Below are 20,791 nucleotides of genomic sequence, written 5' to 3' on the forward strand. Positions count from 1 at the left end.
GGAGAGTATATGATAACCAATACATTTGATGTTGTTTTAGGAAATCCTCAGTTTTATATTAGTAATGGCGACATTTCTAGTTTCACGGACTTTCAATGGCAGTTGAATAAGTCACAATCAAAGAAGGTAATATCCAAGATGATCAGAGGTCAAAAATGTGTCACAGTTGAAAAACTATTCGATGAATTTGCAGCTGTTTTGCAATTCCCCTCTTATTTTGGGGAGAATTGGAATGCATTTGAAGAATGTTTAAATGACTTAACATGGTTACAAGCAGATGCGTATGTCTTATGTATAAGCAATGTTGAGAACATTTTAAGATTACCAAATGCTGATTTAAAGGAATTCATAGGCATTTTGGTAAGTTCCGTTAGAGAGTGGGAAGAGGGCAGAGACTTTGGTCTAATTCAGACAGAGCCTACCCCATTCAATATTGTTTTTCAATGTACAAAAAATACGGAACAAGTTTTAAATATGAAACTGAATGACCTTGGTATGACATTGGAAAAAATATAAATTAGTAAGTGTTAAATGACCTTGGGGATGTTATTCTCCAAGGTTTTTTTACCCCAACCCAGTGCCGAATGTATCGGGCGATGCAGGGGCATGCAGGATGAATTTACGTATGAAAACTAGATCGGTCCATGTCTGTATTCCAATGAGCTATTGGATGATACCCTATCGTTGCAGTATTTGCGGGCCAGATGGTAAAATCCCACCACAGGAAGGTTTATTAACGAGGATAAGTTTGAGGGTGAGTTGGACGATCCGCTGAGTTTGAACTTGTATGCGTATGTGATGATCTAAAAAAATCATCGAGATATGTCCCGAATAGCATATATTATGGATGGAATCTAAGCAGGATGCTGACGATAACCCTTATTATCTTACGACGATTTTAAAAAGTATTTTAATTGAGAATTTCAAAATTAATTTAAGAAAGGAAAATTGTCGATGGAAATAAAAAAATGTTACCTAAGGACAAAACTGATTTCGAATCTGTGGATAAGCTTAGTAACAACGAATTAGAAGAGATACTACCAGAACTGTTCGAGTGGTTACAAGACGGAAATTGGCCGATTTCTGGATCTGTAGAAAATTTACTTCTGAGGTTCGGAGAAGAATTGATTCCCCAATATTAAAAATGTGTTCAAAACAAGAGATCCACAGTGGGAATACTTTATGTTAAGTGGTTTAATTAGTAGGTTACCCTCTAATTATTTAGTGATGTTGAAGTATGAATTGGAATTGATATTGAAGAATCCTACAAAATACGAAATCCTTGAGGAGTTAGATGATGTCATATTACCACTGCTTGAAAAAATAAAAAAAACAAGAAAATTGAGAATTTGCACATGAAAAATTCGCCAAATTCTCATTGAAGAGACTTCTTTACCAATTCTGAAAAGATACTAAACTACAAACTGCTTCCGGAACTCTACCGGGGGCAGTTTATTTAATGTGCTTCTGGAATGGCAATGAAAAAGGGGTGGCAGCCTAATAAAGACTTGCTAGTACAGAGCAAAGGTCCCAAACGACCTATAATTTGTCATGTCATCTAGCAGAAAGATGAACGCAATGTTATTGCTATTATTCGCAGAGTATTAACAGGTGTGGAGTAAAAAGCTTGTAACTAGATTAATTTTTTTTTTTGAGTTAAACAAGTAGTAAGTACATGTCAGGGGAGGGGACATGTTGCATTATTACCCTATGAATGATGTGGTGAGAGAACAAAGTGTAAATCACCGGTATCCTTACACAATCATCGTTAATTTGTTTACTCGTAAGGTTGGTAAAGAAGAATACATAGAAATTTTAGGGTTAATTCTGACATCAAGTTGATGAAGATAATTATCACAACGGGCAGCCAATGTTGTCTATGGATTTATTGAAACACAACCTGAATTTACAGAGTGTGAACAGGTTCAAATTGCTGGAATTACTTTTGCGAGCGCTTATGATTAGATTGATGTTATTTTTAGCTATATTATTAATTTGTGGATCAGGTAGTACCCATTAAATCTGGTGATGTTGTGCAAGTTCGAGAAGCAGCTCGCGATCCATTCCCAGCAGGAACGCCAACATCTTATGATTACTAATTTGGATTGATAAAATAAAGAGGGTGTTTAGAATAGACAAACCCCAATCGTTATATATTAGATTGGGGTTGTTTTTTTAGGTGAATTGTTTGAAAGAGATCCCTTCAAAAGGTAATGTACTTGGATTTATTCAAAGTCCATTAATCTTCTGCCAGATCTTATGTAATCCCTCTGCAATGGGTCTTATCACTTTATTACTGTGGAGATATCCGTTGTGACAAAGGGGAGTCCATCGGTCGATTATAGTCCCCACATTCACATCACGGTCTTCCTTAACGATTTTATCGTATTCAGGATGTATGCTTTTCAATGGAAATCCAAGGACATCGTCTTTATCATAAAAGTTGATCCATTCCCCAGCTATATTCGGATGCATGGTTAAAAAATCCTTGCTTGGTACTTGGATTGGATGATCAAAGGAAGTATAACGCAGACTCCATAAAGGGAGGGTAGTTCCACAAGTATAGAAAAGCGATAAGGTTTCTCCTCGTTCTAAAGGGGAACTAGGATCAATTATTTTTGTTTTTTCCTTAGCGTTTTGCAGATCGTAAAAGTAATTACTAGCGATCACGCTACCTAAACTATGTGAAACCACACAGAGAGGAGTATCCGGCCCAACTTCGATACTTATGCGATTCAGTTGCTTGCTTATCGTATGATGCACAGCGTCGTAGTTTTGTTCTCCACCGTCCCTTAAAGGCTGGTATGCAACAGCATCTGCCAAATAATGAATCATGAATTCTCTAAGTTCTTCGTATCGGAGATTATATGGTGCTCCTACTAACTTCCTTTTTAACTCTTCCTCGCGCTCAGCAAAAACAGATGCCCACCACACCGGTCTAATTTCTATACATAACTCAGGAATTTTCATTCCACTAACTGTAGTAAAGGTCTTATGTAGATTATCACTGAATATTGTTGCGAAATCCTCATGTTGTTTACCTAAGCCGTGTATAACAATGACTGCTATCTTTTGTGACATATACATACATCTCCTTGTTTTCAGCATTTTAAACAAAAAAAGACCCAATTATGTAATTTAAGTTGGATCTCTTTATATTTACCTTTTGTGATAATTATTATGTACTACTCAGATGCACGCATTATCTAGTTGGTGAAAGTCCAATCAAAGGAGGGGCCAAGCCACCTTTGTAGCCAGGACGCTTGCACATGGCGAGATATGTGTGTAAAAGCGCATCGACAAAAGAATCGGTCAGATCCCGGGCGAGCGACAACCAAGGCCGTAACATCAAGTGAATCCTGCCACGTCGTCAAAAGGGCCCTACGAAGGGGAAAAGAGGGAGCCGAGTCTTGTGACAATGGACGAAGGCCGAGGAAGCTGTGCAGAACTTGGGACAACAGCGAAGAACCCTCCGGCGTAAAGGGAATGGCATGGATCGAAAGATAATGCATTGAAACCGATTAACCCTGTGCTATACGAAGAAGAGATAGCACAGGAGCTGAATTCAAGTATATTGCCAATATGTATGGACTAAAAACGTTATTGTGATCCGCATGCCGATGAATGACAAACATCGAAAAGCCGTACGAGGGAAAACCTCACGTACGGTTTGATGAGGAGGGGCTGGTTTGAATCCAACCCTTTACTCTAGTGAGATCGTTATTTTCATGACGATCATGGTAAACTGTATATAAAATGGAAGAATCACATTTTTAAAATAATGGTGGTTGGAAAGGTTTTTCTGACAAAGCAAGCTTCAGGCATGTTCGAGTCGTGGCGTTCATATGGTGGAGAAAGAGATCCTAGTCAATCGATGAGGAGGAGAGCCATGACACGTATTGCGGTGATGGTCATTCATGGGCTGGGTATGCGGAAGGAAGGGTATGCGGACAAGCTGATTGCTTGTTTGCATAAGGAATTGGACAAGGTAATGGTCTTGCCTGGAGTCTCTAAACAGATGCTGGATATCGAACCTGTATATTGGGCGGATGTATTTGAGGAGCGGGAAGAGGCGCTCTTTCAACAGCTCGTCAGCTCTCCGGGATTGAACTTTCAGGCGTTGCGCCGATTTGTCATCCATTACCTGGCTGATGCGGTTGCTTATCAACCGGTGGAGAATCAAGGCCATAACTACGATGCCGTACATCGAACGTTGAATCAGGCGATGCATACCCTTGCACAGCGTAATGGACCAGAAGCTCCACTCTGTGTGGTTGCCCACAGTCTGGGTGCCGTAATCGCAAGTAACTTCTTCTACGATCTGCAATATCCGTCCAGTCGTGTTCTTGAGATTGTGGATGTGAACTCCGCTCTGGAGCGGGGGGACACGTTGACCAATTTTTACTCGTTTGGTACAACACTGCCCTTATGGAGCTTGCGTTACCATGACTTTAGTTGCCCAATTCAAGTGCCTTCTTCCCATGTGAATCAGTATTATGCAGGGCTGGAAGGGGAATGGGTGAACTTCTACGATCGGGATGATATTCTCGGTTATCCGTTACGCCCCATTGATCCCGCTTATGAGAAAGCGGTCAAAGAAGACATTGAAGTGAACTCTGGCGGCATGGCTATGAGTTGGAATCCGCTAAGTCATGGGGGGTATTTTTCGAATCGAAGCATGAATCGCAGAATCGCGCAGGGACTGGCTCGAACCTGGACCTGGATAAATCGCTCATAATATCAGAGGTAGTTCAAAAAGTCCGCTTTTGATTACGAAGGATGCCTAATGGCATCATCAGCATCGAATATGGAATTCATCCCATTTTCTTGGTACTGAAAACCGATCTTTTTGAACATGTATTGTAAGTACTATAGTTATTGAAATCAGGAGGGAATATGTATGGAATGCAGGACAGGCTGTGCCGCATGTTGTATCGCGATTTCCATATCATCACCGATACCGGGCATGGCCCATGGCAAGCCGGCAGGTGTACGTTGTGTGCAGCTTACGGATGATAATCGCTGCGGAATTTTTGGCCAAAAAGATCGTCCTGCAGTATGCAGCGGATTGCAAGCTGAGGAAGAGATGTGTGGTAGCACCGATCAGGAAGCATTTGATATTCTAACCTGGTTAGAGCAAGAAACTGCACCGAAGGTAATATGAGTAGGTTGTTTTAATGAATTGGGATAATTATACTTAATATGGAAGAAGGTTGATTAGAGAGAGGAGACGCGAATACAATGGGGTTTGTTAAACGTTTTGTATTGGTTGTTGTGAATATGATCGGAGAGTTATGGATGGGATTTTACCGACGTAACTCGGATTATTATGACCATCAGACTTCGGAGTCCAAAAGTAAGATTGGCTATTATGTATTTATTATTGGGGCAACAGTGGTTACGGTAGGCATTGTGGGCTGGATGTACAACCGAATATATTCATAAGTAGTCATTATGCTTAAAATTGAATGAGGCCAAATGCTAAAGTAGAGTCTGTACAAATATAAGAGAGTATCCGCAGGATGTGACATCAAATGGATACTCTCTTTGGCATGGGATCAGACAAGATATGATCATTAAAGATAGGGCTTAGCTTTCTTTCCCTTTAGCATATTTACAAGAATCATCTTTAGTACGGAAGAGACGATGAAGAAAATAAACAGAATCCGAAACAATTGATACCCGGATACAACCGAAAGATCGGCATTCACTTCATGTGCCATGATACTCATCTGATCCATCCCGCCAGGGGCCATACTGAGTAGTGAGGTTGCCGCAGAGAGGGAGAACACATTCATTAACAGATAACTTAATCCAAGTGCACCAACAATGAGCAGTACACTACTCATCACCGCTAGCGTGACTGTCTGTGTCTTGCGTTGCAACTGTTCCGGCTTGAGCATCAGTCCAACGTGACTGCCAATCATCAATTGCGATACGTTTAAGAGGGAGGTTGGCAGACTGGGTGTGTGCAGCGTTGTGCTTAATTGAACGACACACATGACAATCATGGGACCCAACATAAAGGCCGTCGGAAATCGGAGTTTGCGTGCAACCCATGCACCCGCTACACAGAGCGGAGCATAGAGAAGAATCTCAGGGAAAAGGGTACCCCATGTTGCTACGTCAATGAAAGGCTGATCTGTTCCACCACCTGCAGTACCTCCAATCCAAGGACTGAATAGCAGGAACGGAACACAGAAGACAATCATGATCAGCCGAGTCACCTGCAAAAAAGTAACCAGCGTCAGATTGATGGATTTCATCTCTTCTGCAAGGGACACCATCTGGGATAGTCCTCCTGGAATGCTGCCAACCAGCAGGGAGGGAAAGTCAAAGTCGGTTACCTTCGAAGCGATGTAGGCTGTAAGGACACACAATCCGATTAACAACAAGGTCATCAGAAGCATCATGGGAAGTTGTTGCAAAATGCCGTGCAGTGCCTCTTCTGTTAAGGTGAGTCCAATCGAATAACCAACAATGAGAATGCCATAGTCCCGGATGGAGGCAGGCCACATAAGCGGCCATTTGGCAACTTGGGAACCAAGCAGCATAAATACCATTGGCCCGAGCAACCACGGGATCGGTGTATGAATGACTGTGAACAGCAATCCGCCAAGAACAGAGACACCCAGACTAAGAAAAAACCGAAAGACAACGTGGGAACCGAGCTTATGCATCAGTTCCATCCGTTTAGCCTACCGGTTGAATGAGGTGGTATGAGATTCAGGTATACATTCAGGTTTAATGAAAGATTCATGTTCATGTGTGATCACTCCTGATGATGAGATACGTTGCGTTATCTGCGGAACAACCAGGCTACTTCTGTTCAACTCATTAAGATCCTGCGAGAGCCGTAGCGGAAGGTTTGGGTTCTCTGAACATTACAAAGTACATCAGTGATGAAATAACGTATAGACAGCCTGTGATGCTGAATGTGATTGCATAACCCCAATACGTTCCGTACGTGGTGACCAGATAGGATTGGACAGGTCCCATGGTAGCCCAACCAATCATGAACGAGGTCTGCATCAGTGAATTGGCAATGCCGCGGCGTTTGTCAGAGATCCGATCCACCAGTATGGCTGAATGAATGGGATTGGCTGCGTTCATCAATGCTTGTCTGAATAAGAAACTGAGCGAAGCAATGAACAACAGATTGGTGAAGCCTGTTAATAGAAGGAAGGGCAGCGACATGACCTGGAAAATGACAACGGCTCTTACGCTTCCGACCTTTGCCGCCAGGGTAGGACCAATCAGCATGGATACAATCGTCATAATCTGACCAAGTGCAATCAGTAAGCTCATACCGCTCAGAGAAACCGAGAACCGATTGGTGAAATACAGATTCAGATACGGTACAACCAGTCCAGAACCTAATCCAATTAACAACTGAGTCACTATAAACTGACCAATCAGTCGGGAATCTTTTTTCTTGGTGATCGAATCGTCGTTGCTTGGGTTATTTGTTGAACTTTCTTTTAGATCCGCATTGGGTTGAAGAACGGGTTGCGCCGGAATTGTTGTCTGCGGAGCAGCCTTGCCTTCGGTTACAAATAACAGTGGAATAAATGCAGCCAGTGTTGCTGCACCACCGACAAATAAAACCGTCTGCAATCCGGTTACTTTGGCGAGTCCTGCCGTATGTAACAAATCTGCGAATACGCCGCCACCCAGGCTACCAAGCACCTGGGAAGCGAGCACAAGGGATGAATAATAACTGAACATTTTCAGCCGCTGGCTTTTCTTGACGTTTTCCGCCAGATAAGGAATGGCCAGTACTTGGAACACCCCAGCGAAAAGGCCAGAGAATACCGCGAACCAGATCAGTCCTGTAGCCGAATAATCGAAGGAGCGTCCGATCAGAAAGATTCCGCTGAATAACGCCCCGGTAATGAGTAATCGCTTGCGGCTGAACAGATCACCGCATAGACCGATAGGAACAAACATAATGGCTGTTGCGAGTGATTGAATACTTACAATCTGGCCGTTCATTGTATCATTATAGCCCAGACCCTGAATGTACAGATTGTACAAGACAGAGAACATGCCATTTCCGATCTGATACAGAATGCTAGCCAGGAAAAACAGTTGAATATTGCGGGACCAGCCGCGAATTTCATCATGAATATGTTGTAAAACTCTCAAGTGGTTCCCCCCAGTCTGCCTGTGCAGTGATTCCAGTTTAACAGGAAAGGGGGATTTGCGGAAGAATTGACCACTGTTTATTTTGGTTCAGGGGCATCAATCACACGAGCAATGACGAATCCATCGTAACCTTTGCTACCGACCGTTTGCAGTGCTGTAGCTTCAAGTCGAGGGTGATCCGCGATCAACTGCAGGAATGATCGAACGCCCTGAACTCTGGGGTCTGTGCTGTCTGTGCGGATCACTTCACCGTCCCTGACGATATTATCACCAATAATAAGACTCCCCGGCCGAGTCAGTCGCAGGGCCCATCTCAGATAATCGGGATTACTCGGTTTGTCAGCATCGATGAAGATCATATCAAACGGTTCCCTGTATTCTTCCTGAACATCGGGAAGGGTGGTTAGGGCAGGACCAACTCTCAGGTCAACCTTGTGCATCAGTCCTGCTCGTGTGAGATTGGCTCGCGCCAAGTCCGCATGGTGTGGTTCGGATTCCAGTGAGACGATGCGTCCGTGTTCAGGCAGTGCTCTTGCCATCCAGATGGTACTGTACCCACCCAATGTGCCGATTTCAAGTACACGGGATGCGCCTTGGATTTGCAGCAGGAGTTGAAGTAACTTTCCTTGATTTGGTGTTACGTCATGAGCCGGGAGTCCAGCTTCGGCATTGCTTTGCAGTGTATGTTCCAGCAGGGAATCGGATGGAATCAGCAGATCGTTCATGTAGTCGTCGACTTGACTCCAGGTATGCTGTAGGTCGGGCGTATTAATATTTTTCATCTTCATATGTTCCTTTCTTTGTTTCGTGTATTGGATTTCATAATTCAACTATAGCTGGATTGGATATATAAATAAAATATATATTATGTATGTTAATATAACTTTAGATTATGTATTTGACGTGGAAGAGGTGTAACACATGAATCTGCATGGATTACGATTATTTCATGCCATCGTGAGATATGGCGGGGTCACTCGTGCCGCAGAGGAACTAAATATTAGTCAACCTGCGGTATCTTCCCAGGTGAAGAAGTTTGAACGTGAATTGGGAATCCAGCTTTTTGTTTCGGAGGGAAGAAGACTGGTGCTTACGGATGCGGGGGTACAGTTAACCGGTTATGCGGAACGCCTGTTTATGCTGGAGCAGGATGTCGAGAATTTTGTGCAGGATTTTCGGGAGGGCAAGAAAGGACTAATCCGTCTTACCGCAACCTACTTGCCTTCAAATTTTCTGTTGCCGGGCTGGATTGCGCGGTTTAAGCAAATGCACGAGGATGTGGAGATTGTTGTGAGCACAACCAACACCCGGATGGCTTTTGACCAGTTACTTCGTTATGAGGCAGAGATTGCAGTGTATGGTGGAAGTGGCATTACACATGCGGGTGTCCAATGGGACGAATTGTTTGACGATGAGATGTGGTTTGTTGTGCACCCTGACCATCCGTATGCAGGCAAAGAAATCGAGCTGCATGAGATGGTGGCAGAGCCGTTCATCATGCGTGAAGAAGGAAGTGCCACACGTGAGCGACTCGTTTCCCTATGCACAACAAATAACCTGGCCGCTCCCCGCATTGCGCTTCAGTTCAACGGGCTGAATGAAACGATTAGTGCGGTGAAGGCAGGTTATGGAGCCAACTTTATATCTTCTTTGGTTGTGAAGGAAGATGTGCAGCAAGGCAAGCTGGCACGTGTGTTCGTTCGAGGTGTGCAGCTGAGAAATACGGTTGCCGTATGTACACGAGCAGGGGAAGTGTTGTCGCCTGCTGCACAACATCTGGTCAAGCTGATCCGCCAAGAAGCTGCTTTGATGAAATAAATAGCGTGATTATACTTAAAATAACTTAAAGTCCATGTTCAAAAAGACCAGTTATCAGTATCCTAAAGTGGATTTTTGAACAGTCTCTTGAAAATGAATAGGTTGCTTCTCCAACTATTAACTTTCGCTTTGTTGTGAAGTTCCCCATGCATGTAATCGGGCGTATAGGGTTACGCCGCCAATGATCAGGACAGGAATCCAGACTGCAATCATGGGCAAACGGTGGAATAACAATGCGGCTGCAATGACGCCGATCAAATAGATGACAACAGCACCTGCACGAAGGTAGGCGTCTATGGACAAGGCTTTGGCTAACGATCGGATATTGGCGTGTCGCAGCTTTTTGAGAATGCTTACGGTATCCTCAACCACAGCAGCCAAATTATTGGTGAGCACGGTTGTTGAGATGCCAGCGATTCCAATTCGGCGTGCCGCAGTTGTTTGCATCCCCATTGCAACGGCTAGGATGACAATTAACAGATAAGACAGTTGCTCTGAAAATGGACTAATCATGGTGATCGCGAACAGCAGGAGTAATATGCTTTCAACAGTGAACACGGCTGTGACCCCGGAAGACCAGCCATTTTTGGTCTGCACAGGTCCAACCATATGTGCTGCAATGGCATTGCCAGCAATAAAACCAACGAGAGCAAGCAATGACCGCAGCACAACAAATTCCTGAGCACGGGCAATGGCAATACCCAATAAAACAATATTTCCCGTCATATTGGCTGTAAGCACATGCCCGAGTCCCAGATATCCGATCAGATCCACCATTCCGGCAGTCATGCAGAGAAGCAGCATGGCGTATTTTTGGAGGGTGCTTTGATTCATTCTATCCGTCCTTTCAGAAAAACGTAGCCCCTCCAGTATACAGCCATAACGCATGATTCTTCAAAATAAAATTCATAGTGAAAGACTTAAGGTGCAGCGAGCCAATCAAACATATTGTTCACCGCTGACTCATGTATTTTCTCGTGAAAATGATGATCCTGCCCGCCATAAGCGTGAAATGTGACGTCTGCACCTCGGCGCTTAAGCCAGTGATACATTCGGGTTCCGTGACTGTAATTCACCTGTGTATCTGATGTACCATGCATGATTAGCACGGGACAAGATAATTTGTTTGCTTTTGACAAGGGAGAGCGGGCGAGATAAGCTTCCGGAACTGCGCGTGGGGAACCTCCCAGCACCCGTTTCAATGTGCGCCTCAGGTCGGTTCGCTCTTGGTAAGTGCGTTCCACATCGGCGACACCGCTCCAAAGAATTAACTTATGTACTTTGTCCGGTCCCTCATTGTAGGCAGTTGCGGTATGTACAGCATTAATGGCTCCACGGGAGAACCCCATTAACGATATCCGAGTTGGGTCGACAAAGGGTAAACGCTGTATCAACCGGTAAGCGGCATGCACATCTTCGGCATCTTTCCCGCCATACTCGTCACGGCCCTCACCTCCTTCGTTGCCACGATAGGATGGGGCGAACACGATATAACCTTTATGTACAAATTGCTCAAGCCAAACGGTATTTACCCCGCCATAGCTGCCAAGTCCGCCGCGGCAATAGATCAAAACCGGCCACTGTTCCGGTAAGTTATCCGTATCATGTATTGTTGCAGCAGGGTAATGGCTGGCGAGCGGTTGCAGATGAAGATGTAGAGACTTATGTATGGAAGCGAAGCCTGGGAAGGAAGAGGAGACAGAGCCGGGATGAGAAGTTTCATATGTCGTGATATCAGGTAATGAACAACCTTGTGGCAGGTATAAATAAGCTTTAACTCGAAGTGTATCGGATGAATACGTCACTTGATAGAGCAGTAAAATCCACCTCTTTTATTAATATTTGCGTGCCAAATGACAGGGATGCTTCTATATCATGCGCGTAAAATAAGTTCCCATACCTTCCAGGCTGAATCACCAGCCCAAATGTGAGAAATTCGTTTATTGGCTCCATATGATTTATAATGGTTCAGGAGACCTGTGGATTGACCGCTTGTTCTCATATTCATAAAACTAATTTTAGTGTGCAGAAAGAAAGGGAGAAAGCCATGATGAACGCTCCACATCCAATTGATCAATTCAAGAAATTCAAATATGAAATTACCAGATTTATGATGATCTATAAATTTGCTCTGGATCAAATGGAGACCAAGATTGAAGTCCTGAAGGAAGAATTCCAGTCTTTGCATGATTACAGTCCAATTGAGCATACAAAGTCCAGACTGAAATCTCCTGAGAGCATTATGAACAAGATGTTCCGCAAAAATCATGAGTTAACATTTGAGAGCATCAAGCAAAATATCAAGGATATCGCCGGGGTACGGATTACATGTTCCTTTATCTCGGATATCTATCGAATTAAGGATATGCTGTGCAACCAGAGTGATCTGCGTGTACTGGAGGTCAAAGACTACATCGAGAATCCAAAGCCAAACGGCTACCAAAGCCTTCACCTTCTGGTGGAAGTGCCTGTGTACATGTCCAATGGTGAGGAACGAGCATGTGTGGAGATCCAGATCCGTACAATAGCGATGGATTTCTGGGCGAGTCTGGAGCATAAGATTTTTTATAAATACAATAAGGATGTTCCCGAGCATTTGACGAGAGAGTTAAAGAGTGCGGCAGATTCGGCAAATGCGCTGGATCAACAGATGGAGCGACTTCACCGGGAAATTCAGGAGATTAAGGACGCCGATAATGAGCGGGATGAAGAAGAACTGCGCCGTATTATTATTAACAATCAGCAGTTCACACTGCCGTCCAATTTGCTCAAGCTGTTGGGTAGCGGGGAGTAGTATTTGATGAAAAGTACAACAGCTTCATTGAACACAAACTCCACATCTCGTGTACGGATGGCTTTAATTCTGGGGACACTGTCGGCCTTTGGGCCGTTGTCCCTGGATATGTATTTACCCGCATTGCCCACGCTGGCTGATGAGTTTGGTTCATCTACTTCGTATGCTCAACTCAGTCTGACGGCGTGTATGATTGGACTTGCGGTTGGACAGTTGCTTGCCGGACCTCTAAGTGATGTACGTGGTCGGCGAACACCGCTCATTGCAGGGCTTGTGCTCTATACTATCGCCTCCATACTTTGCCTGGTCAGCCCGACGATGGGCTCTTTTGTTGTGCTGCGGTTCATTCAGGGGGTAGCCGGAGCGGCAGGGATCGTCATCTCGCGCGCAATCGTCAGAGACGTATATTCGGGCCCGGAACTGACACGGTTCTTCTCCCTGTTAATGCTGATTAACGGCGTAGCCCCGATTGCTGCACCAATCATTGGTGGACAATTGTTGACGTATACGTCGTGGCGCGGCGTATTTATTTTGCTTAGCCTCATCGGTATACTGACGTTGTTGGCTGTCATTTTTGGTCTTGGAGAGACATTGCCTTCCAACCGCAGATCAAGCGGGGGATTGAAGCAGACATTAATTACGTTTCGCCAAATCGCAGGGGATCGTCAGTTTATGGGTTATGCGTTAACCCAAGGGTTTGTAGCTGCTGGCATGTTTGCGTACATATCCGGTTCGCCGTTTGTGCTTCAGAAGATATACGGGGTATCCCCGCAAATGTTTAGTGTGTGCTTCGCCATAAACGGGCTGGGAATTATTCTGGCCAGTCAGATTGCCGGCAGACTTGCAGGTAAGGTATCTGAAACCCGGCTGTTAATTGCGGGGCTGCTAACCGCGGCGCTCGGAGGAACTTCACTGCTCATCGCCATTCTGGCTGGAGGTAATCTAATTTCTGTACTGATTCCTTTATTTCTGGTGGTATCCAGTGTTGGGTTGGTCAATACCGCGTCCTTTGCCTTGGCGATGGCTAATCAGGAGAAATCGGCAGGCAGTGCGTCTGCGCTTATTGGTGTGATGACGTTCCTGTTCGGAGGTATTGTTGCTCCCCTCGTAGGTCTCGGGGGAGAAGGCACAGCTGTGCCAATGGGAATCGTTATCGCGTGTGCGGATCTTGGTGCCTTGGTGATTTATTTCCTAATGGTCAGTAGAGGCAGGAAGCGCCAGAATGATTAAGTGTTGGGTTAAAGGTACTGATTCTGTACACCTTGCGTTTGTGGAGTCTTAGTAATGTAAAGGTACATCTGGATAAAAGAACGAACAAGAGCCTCACTTGGAAGGAATTATGCTTCCAAGTGGGGCTCTTGCTGTAGGTAAGGACAGGTTTAGCAGAGCGCAAACAAAATTTGTGTATTGGACAGTATACCTGGCGTGAGGAATGGATAGAAGTACCCCACCACAAAACCAAACAGATTAATCGCAGGCCACATCAGGTAGACATCATTGTATGTGAAGACAAGGGACCATCGGTTGTAGCAAAAGTTGGGCAGTGCACGTTCTTCGTTCTCTCGTGGTGCCGCTGCACCAGTCTGTGCAAATTGCACCGCTTGAGTGAGACTTTGCGGCTGTTGCTGGATGAAGAGCGGGAGCAGACCCGGGCTGCTTTTGATCAGGTTATACAGAAAAAGCATTTCTGCCGGAGGCTGACCTACCGGACGAGGATAGGCACTAAGCAGGGTGGGCAGATTGCCTTGAGTCAGTTGCGCAGGTACGCCCGGTGCTGTACCTGGGATTGTACCTGGAATGCTTCCGGGGATATATGGACCGGGCCCTCCGCCTGGAATGTAGGGAGGATAGGAGCCTTGACCGCCAGGTATACCAGGAAACGTCGGACCACTTGGTGTGCCGCCACCTCCTGGGAACAATGGAGGTAATTGAAATGAACGGTCTTCTCCATAACTTAGATAAGGGTTATATTCGTAATACATGTACAGAACATCCTTCCTGTCGTCGTATTCTGCATTCAGCATATGGCGGCATCCGCCTATATGTGAGTGCCACCAAGAAGATTTTATATGATCTATATAGTTGAACTAATCATTTACACCAAACGGAGAGGATAGAAAATACCTGAAAAAAAGCGAAGCGGTCGCCTAAAAGCTTTCTGAAAGGAAGCTGCATCGGAAGCATACGCTATCCCCGGATTTTTTCCCTTTAGAGAAAGAGGAATCTATAAAATCTGGGGACAACAGCGATTGGAAGGTTGTTCTATCATCGTAGTGTCAGTGTAAATAAATTTTAGTTCAGCTGTATAGCGCAGAATATAATCGAATTGACAACTGAACTGATAACAATTATCATTGTCAATGGAATCGGACAAATGTACATACGGATATTATATGTATCAATAATAGTATCAATATTTTTGAACGTAGATATCTGTCATAATGACGCCTAATGAGGTGTTCATATTGAAAGGGGTTAATACAGTGTTTAAGAGAAATAGAAAGATGATCATGCTTCTAATTACGGTGATGGTCATGTCCATCTGGTTGGCCGCGTGTGGAGCGAAGCCTGCAGAGAACGGAGCAGCAGGAGAGAACGATACAACAACGGAGGCAGAGACGCAAACAGAAGCCGCTACAGAGCGCACATTAACAGATGCAATGGGACACGAAGTAACAATTCCCGCAAATCCGGAGCGCATTATCGCTTCTTATCTGGAAGACAATCTGGTAACACTAGGTGTTAAGCCAGTTGCCCAATGGTCCGTAGCCAACGGAATTCAGGAATATTTACAAAAAGATCTGAATGGTATCCCCACGATTGCTTTCGATCTGCCTTTTGAAGCGGTAACAAGTTTTAATCCGGATCTGATTATTATCGGTTCCGAAAGTGTAGTTGAAGGTGAGAAGTACGAACAGTACAGTAAGATTGCACCGACGTACGTACTCGGTGATGAGATCAATAGCGACTGGCGCAAAACGCAGCTGAAAATCGGTGAAATTTTGAATAAGAGTGCGGAAGCTCAAAAAGCGCTGGATGATTACGAAGTTAAAGCTACAGAAATCAAGGAAAAGATCAACACCGTTACAGGGGGAACGAAATCGGCAGCGGCGATTTGGTTGGTTAGCGGCAAGTTCTTCATCGTAAGTGACAATGTATCGAGTGGAGAAGTAATGTACAAAGAACTGGGACTTGTAGAGCCTGAAGTTGTAAAAGAAATCTCTGCCAATGCGACAGGTAACTGGTCTTCCATCTCTATGGAGAAGCTGGCTGAAATGGATGTAGACTACTTGTTCTTTGTGAATAGTGATGAAGGTACAGGGTCAGAAGCACTGAAAGATCCGGTATGGCAAAGTATCCCGGCTGTGAAAAATGGTAATCTGTTCGAGTTTACCCGTTCCAGCAGCTGGCTGTATAGTGGTGTTCAAGCGAACCTTCAAATTATGGAAGACATTCAAAAGAGCATTGCTAAATAAGAAATGGTCAAATGTATAACATGTTTGAACTCCTTGGTGCAATGGACACCAGGGAGTTTTTTTGTTAATACAGCATTTTAGGATATATAATAAAGAAGTTAGTTTATTGTATTGTCATGAAGTAGAGTGGTCATATACTTTGTGGCAGGGAAGGAGATATTACATATGTATACATTGGATCCACGTGAAATAACGGGAAGAGACAACTATAAACTGATGAGTGGTTCGGTGGTGCCGCGTCCAATAGCTTTTGTGACGACACGTTCAGATGAGCATGGTGTGATCAATGCAGCGCCTTTTAGTTTCTTTAATGTGGTTAGTTCGGACCCACCGCTGTTATCCATATCCATTGCACGTAAAGACGGTAACATGAAAGATACTGCACGTAATGTGCTTGCTCATCAAGAACTGGTCGTGCATATATGTGATGAAGCAATCATAACAGAAGTGAATGAGACAGCAGCTATCCTGGAACCCCACGAAAGTGAGCTTGAGCGGACGAAACTGACTACAGTGCCAAGTACAAAGGTCACCATCCCAGGAATAAAAGAAGCACTTATTCGGATGGAGTGTGAGCTGTATCAGCACATTCCCATCACGAACGATGAGGGAAAACCGGTTAGTGACCTGCTACTGGTACGCATTGTGCAGTATCATTTCAGCGAACAAGTCTATAATCCAGACAAAGGCTATATCCTCATGGATCATTTGAAACCAGTCAGTCGACTGGCGGGTAATGATTATGCCAAACTTGGGGAGAGATTTACTATAATTCGGCCTGAGTAGTTCTGACAGATCCAATATGTAATATAGGAACGGGTTTAATCCGGTAGCAAAGGCGGACAGCACGTGCGAAACTCGCATATGTTGTTCGCCTTTGCTTGTTAATATGAACATAAACAGGACAGGTAGTGAATAGACTTGTACTATATCCTGCACACATGTCATATGAACCTATTTTATATATAGGTTGTTTAAAAAGCCTACTTTTGAACACGTACTATAAGGGGGTTAAGCCGATGAACCAGCTTGAGGCAACTACTGGGGCAAGTATTATGGGAATAGGAACGGCGTGGCCTGCCCACCGTATTGAGCAAAAGGATGTGTCTGCCCGTCTCGCGCAAGCGCTGGAACATGAGCCAGATGCGAGAAGGTGGGCCAAACGAATCTTTAATCAGTGCGGTGTGGAGACTCGGTATACATGTGAACCGAATCTGCTTGAGCCTGTTGATTCTTGCCGATATTTACCCTTTACCAATGCGGACGAGGTTCCGACTACATCCGAACGTATGGGCAAATACAAAGCTGCTGCTGTTCCACTTGGTCTCGAGGCGGCAGGACAGGCTCTTCAGGATGCAGACGTATTCTCTACGGAACTTACACATCTCATTACGGTGAGTTGCACGGGGCAATTCCTGCCCGGACTTGATGTTCGGCTGATCCAACAGCTTGACCTGTCACCGCAGATCAACCGGATTCCACTGGTGTTTCAAGGATGTGCAGCCGGTCTGAAGGCGATCCAACTGGCGAATTCCATTGTAACGGCAGATCAGAAGGCTACGGTTCTTATCGTGTGTGTGGAACTATGTACACTTCACTTTCAGCCATCTGCCAAACGGGACGACCTGTATGCCGCATCGTTCTTCGGAGACGGCGCCTCTGCCTGTGTTATTGGTGCGTCCGGAACAGAACGCAATGAATGTTTTCGACTGGGTCGTGGGCACTCAACGCTCCTCCCGGATTGTGCAGAAGAAATGATCTGGGAAGTGGGCAATACAGGCTTTGATCTCTACCTGTCACCACAGATTCCGAAGCTGCTTGGTTTACATCTCGGTCCAGAGGTAGAACGGTTGCTGGAGGGGAGAGCTTTACCGGAAATATGGGCGATCCATCCGGGAGGCAGAGGCATCGTGGATGCCGTGCAGAAGCTGTATCAGTTGACAGATGAGCAGGTCTCCTACAGCCGAAACATCCTGCGGGATTATGGCAACCTGTCGTCCGTGACGATTCTTTTTGTTCTTCAAGCCATCCGCGAGGATTACAGACAGAAGGAAGAGCATTCCAGTGGGATAGCGCTGGCCTTTGGCCCGGGACTGACAGCAGAGTTACTTCCTTTTACATACATCCCTGCCCCCATAGCAAACAGAACACCTGTGAATCATGGCATCCAATAGTTCGCGAACCCGAGTGAAGGAGATATGCACGGCAAGTGAATGATTGTGCTTAGATCTTACCGATGAACATAATCGAATGACTAATCTGATCGCAGAGGAGCTTAGGTATGGGTTATCGCAGACTTGCTGCCTTCATCAGCCGATATCCGAGGTTCATTATTCTCTGCTGGGTATTTATCATCGGGATGTCAGCGGTCTGGGCGTGGAAGTTACCTGACATAGTTCAGGATCACGGATTAAAACGGGTTCACGGGGATGCGCAAGCAGTTGATGCTGTTCTGGAGGACGAATTCGGTTCTCCTACTGATCCGGTTATTCTGGTTTTTGAGAAAAAGGAAAATACCTCGCCGTTACAGTTCCGGCAGTGGATCAAGGATCAATTGACACAGGTTCAAGTATTGCCTGCGGTAACCTCTATCACGTCCCCTTTGGATGTTAGCGAAAGAGTGACGATGCAAGACCAAAGGGCATATGCTCTTGTGAAAATGGATGTGCCCGCGCATCAGATGGGTCCCCCACTGGAGCAGTTGCGTGCCGTGTTGGCAACAGACGGTCCAGGTACGGTGCAATTGACGGGAAAGGCAGTCGTGCAGCAGGATGTAAATCATCTGAGCTTTCGTGATCTGGAACGTGCAGAAATGGTCGGCCTGCCGATTGCCCTGATCGTTTTGTGTTTTGCATTCAGGGGGCTATATGCCGCGTTGATTGCTGTTATGATGGGCATCAGTGCTGTGATTACCGCTATGGGAGTCACGTCACTCCTTGGTTATCATCTGGAATTGTCCAATTTTATCATTAATGTGATTCCCATGGTGGGCATGGCACTCAGTATAGACTTTGCCCTGATCATCCTGAGCAGGTACAGGGAAGAACTTCAGCGGGTCTACGAAGATGAAGGCAAAGCTAACGTTACGGGCAGCAGCCTGGATATGCAAAGCGAGGTTTTGCGGAGCGAGATTCTTCAGCGAACATTGCGTACAGCAGGCAGAGCAGTGTTATTCTCGGCAGCTTGTGTGCTCCTTGGGCTGCTGGGTTTGCTCTGGATCAGACTGCCAATGTTTCTGAGTGTCTCCTTGGGGGCCATTATTGTTCTGCTCCTATCGCTATTGTTAAATGTTACGCTGCTGCCAGCTCTACTGTCACTGTCTGCGGATCGGGTCTTCAAGCGAAAGTTAGTCCATTCGTTACCCAGACGCTCGGTCTGGCATAGATGGTCAGCAATGGTCATGAAACGACCAGTCAGTATGGCCATTGGAGGTACGGTTGTGCTGCTCCTGTGTGTTTATCCAGTCACCAGACTGGAACTGTCCGTTCCGGATGCCTCATCACTGCCAGAGAGAATGGAGTCCCGTCAGGCAGCAGAGCAGTTGCAACATGATTTTGGTCAAAAAAATACCTCCACCATCGAGATCGTGATTGGCGGACAACAGGAACTGTTGACTGACTTACACTGGCAGATGGCCCACAACAAAGCCCGTCAATTACTGCAGGACTCAGACGTATTGAGCATTGTTTCACCATGGGGTCTATTACAGCCGAATCAAAATGGCGCGCAAAGCCTCTTTCGAATTCCGCCGTCGTCGCTCACTCCTTCCATAGAAGGCAAGGAGTCAACAAGGACGGCATGGCTGCGTTCAACTGTCTCTGATCATTCCATACGATTGGTAGCCACCGTACACGGGGAGCCCGGGTCGGAGCAGGTCGCAGATTGGCTGGAACGAATGAGGAATAGCGATTATACGCTTGGTTCCAACAACGTAAAACTACGTTATGGTGGGGAAGCTGCCAAGCAGTATGAAATAATGCAGGAAGTCACAAGTCAACTGCCCAAAGTGCTGGTATTTGTAGTGGTCACCAATTATCTTGTGTTACTGGCGGCATTCCGATCGATGCTTATTCCAATCAAGGCAATTCTGATGAATCTTCTCAGCTTAGCCGCTTCATTTGGCATATTGGTGTGGGTGTTCAATGAAGGACATCTAGGTATGGAGCCGTCAGCCATTGCCATTATGATTCCTGTATTTATTGCAGGATTGGTCTTTGGCATATCCATGGATTATGGTGTGTTTATGCTGAGCCGTATTCAGGAGGTGTATAGACGAACCGGAAACAGTGATGTGGCTGTCCAACAGGGATTGGCTTCTACGGGTCGTCTGGTTACCTCCGCCGCGGCAATACTGCTTGCGGTGACCGTGCCGTTTGCTTTTGCCGAAGTCGCAGGTGTGAGGCAGTTAGGGATCGGAATCACGGCAGCGGTGTTGATTGACGTTACGTTGATCCGGCTAATACTGGTACCTGCATTGATGAAATTAATGGGCGGGTGGAACTGGTGGCTGCCAGGTCAGATGAAATGAAGGGTATTTCCGTAACCTGTCTTCAGG

The 20,791-nt window shown here is 45.5% G+C and carries 18 protein-coding genes; 11 read left to right on the plus strand and 7 right to left on the minus strand.

Going from position 1 to position 20,791, the window contains the following annotated elements; all coding sequences use genetic code 11:
* Positions 1–9 precede the first annotated feature (9 nt).
* Positions 10–516, plus strand: a complete 507-nt coding sequence (locus V6669_RS12995; RefSeq protein WP_338594193.1) for a barstar family protein — start codon at positions 10–12, stop codon at positions 514–516.
* A 1,713-nt stretch (positions 517–2,229) separates the two neighbouring features.
* On the opposite strand, the gene V6669_RS13000 is transcribed toward V6669_RS12995, so the two are convergent.
* Positions 2,230–3,081: a chemotaxis protein gene (locus V6669_RS13000; RefSeq protein ID WP_338594194.1), complete on the minus strand. Its 852-nt coding sequence runs from the start codon at positions 3,079–3,081 to the stop codon at positions 2,230–2,232.
* Positions 3,082–3,889: 808 nt separating this feature from the next.
* Here V6669_RS13000 and V6669_RS13005 point away from each other — a divergent pair.
* From V6669_RS13005 to V6669_RS13015, 3 genes are all read left to right on the plus strand, one after another.
* Positions 3,890–4,738: a chemotaxis protein gene (locus V6669_RS13005; protein ID WP_338594196.1), complete on the plus strand. Its 849-nt coding sequence runs from the start codon at positions 3,890–3,892 to the stop codon at positions 4,736–4,738.
* 162 nt (positions 4,739–4,900) lie between these two features.
* Positions 4,901–5,164 carry a YkgJ family cysteine cluster protein gene (locus tag V6669_RS13010; protein WP_017688873.1) on the plus strand — a complete coding sequence of 88 codons (264 nt, stop codon included), beginning with the start codon at positions 4,901–4,903 and terminating at the stop codon, positions 5,162–5,164.
* Between the two features lie 77 nt (positions 5,165–5,241).
* Positions 5,242–5,445 carry a hypothetical protein gene (locus V6669_RS13015; RefSeq protein ID WP_338594198.1) on the plus strand — a complete coding sequence of 68 codons (204 nt, stop codon included), beginning with the start codon at positions 5,242–5,244 and terminating at the stop codon, positions 5,443–5,445.
* A 131-nt stretch (positions 5,446–5,576) separates the two neighbouring features.
* Here V6669_RS13015 and V6669_RS13020 read toward each other — a convergent pair whose 3' ends face one another.
* The 3 genes from V6669_RS13020 to V6669_RS13030 form a co-directional block, all read right to left on the minus strand.
* Complete coding sequence (locus V6669_RS13020; protein WP_338594200.1) at positions 5,577–6,689, minus strand: AbrB family transcriptional regulator; 1,113 nt, start codon at positions 6,687–6,689, stop codon at positions 5,577–5,579.
* A 148-nt stretch (positions 6,690–6,837) separates the two neighbouring features.
* Entirely contained in the window at positions 6,838–8,148 is a 1,311-nt protein-coding gene (locus tag V6669_RS13025) for an MFS transporter (RefSeq protein WP_338594202.1), read from the minus strand.
* A 77-nt stretch (positions 8,149–8,225) separates the two neighbouring features.
* Positions 8,226–8,936 (minus strand): O-methyltransferase, encoded by a 711-nt coding sequence (locus V6669_RS13030; RefSeq protein ID WP_338594203.1) that lies wholly within the window; start codon positions 8,934–8,936, stop codon positions 8,226–8,228.
* Between the two features lie 133 nt (positions 8,937–9,069).
* On the opposite strand from V6669_RS13030, the gene V6669_RS13035 reads away from it, so the two are divergent.
* Positions 9,070–9,966, plus strand: coding sequence for a LysR family transcriptional regulator (locus tag V6669_RS13035; RefSeq protein WP_338594205.1), 897 nt, complete (start codon positions 9,070–9,072; stop codon positions 9,964–9,966).
* Between the two features lie 117 nt (positions 9,967–10,083).
* On the opposite strand, the gene V6669_RS13040 is transcribed toward V6669_RS13035, so the two are convergent.
* Positions 10,084–10,800: a YoaK family protein gene (locus V6669_RS13040; protein ID WP_338594207.1), complete on the minus strand. Its 717-nt coding sequence runs from the start codon at positions 10,798–10,800 to the stop codon at positions 10,084–10,086.
* A gap of 86 nt (positions 10,801–10,886) precedes the next feature.
* Positions 10,887–11,771, minus strand: a complete 885-nt coding sequence (locus tag V6669_RS13045) for a prolyl oligopeptidase family serine peptidase (RefSeq protein ID WP_338594209.1) — start codon at positions 11,769–11,771, stop codon at positions 10,887–10,889.
* 245 nt (positions 11,772–12,016) lie between these two features.
* On the opposite strand from V6669_RS13045, the gene V6669_RS13050 reads away from it, so the two are divergent.
* Both V6669_RS13050 and V6669_RS13055 read left to right on the plus strand, forming a co-directional pair.
* Entirely contained in the window at positions 12,017–12,760 is a 744-nt protein-coding gene (locus V6669_RS13050; protein ID WP_036608962.1) for a GTP pyrophosphokinase family protein, read from the plus strand.
* A gap of 6 nt (positions 12,761–12,766) precedes the next feature.
* Entirely contained in the window at positions 12,767–13,990 is a 1,224-nt protein-coding gene (locus tag V6669_RS13055; RefSeq protein ID WP_338594210.1) for a multidrug effflux MFS transporter, read from the plus strand.
* 149 nt (positions 13,991–14,139) lie between these two features.
* Here V6669_RS13055 and V6669_RS13060 read toward each other — a convergent pair whose 3' ends face one another.
* Positions 14,140–14,784 (minus strand): hypothetical protein, encoded by a 645-nt coding sequence (locus tag V6669_RS13060; protein ID WP_338594211.1) that lies wholly within the window; start codon positions 14,782–14,784, stop codon positions 14,140–14,142.
* Positions 14,785–15,243: 459 nt separating this feature from the next.
* Here V6669_RS13060 and V6669_RS13065 point away from each other — a divergent pair, with 459 nt between their 5' ends.
* The 4 genes from V6669_RS13065 (at position 15,244) to V6669_RS13080 (ending at position 20,764) form a co-directional block, all read left to right on the plus strand.
* Entirely contained in the window at positions 15,244–16,236 is a 993-nt protein-coding gene (locus V6669_RS13065; RefSeq protein ID WP_338594212.1) for an iron-hydroxamate ABC transporter substrate-binding protein, read from the plus strand.
* Between the two features lie 165 nt (positions 16,237–16,401).
* Positions 16,402–17,022, plus strand: a complete 621-nt coding sequence (locus tag V6669_RS13070; RefSeq protein WP_338594213.1) for a flavin reductase family protein — start codon at positions 16,402–16,404, stop codon at positions 17,020–17,022.
* A gap of 233 nt (positions 17,023–17,255) precedes the next feature.
* Positions 17,256–18,410: a type III polyketide synthase gene (locus tag V6669_RS13075; RefSeq protein ID WP_338594215.1), complete on the plus strand. Its 1,155-nt coding sequence runs from the start codon at positions 17,256–17,258 to the stop codon at positions 18,408–18,410.
* 107 nt (positions 18,411–18,517) lie between these two features.
* A complete protein-coding gene (locus V6669_RS13080; RefSeq protein ID WP_338594218.1) occupies positions 18,518–20,764 on the plus strand; it encodes an MMPL family transporter in 2,247 nt (748 codons plus the stop codon).
* Positions 20,765–20,791 lie beyond the last annotated feature (27 nt).

Source organism: Paenibacillus sp. Y5S-9, assembly GCF_036894235.1.
Lineage (GTDB): Bacteria > Bacillota > Bacilli > Paenibacillales > Paenibacillaceae > Paenibacillus.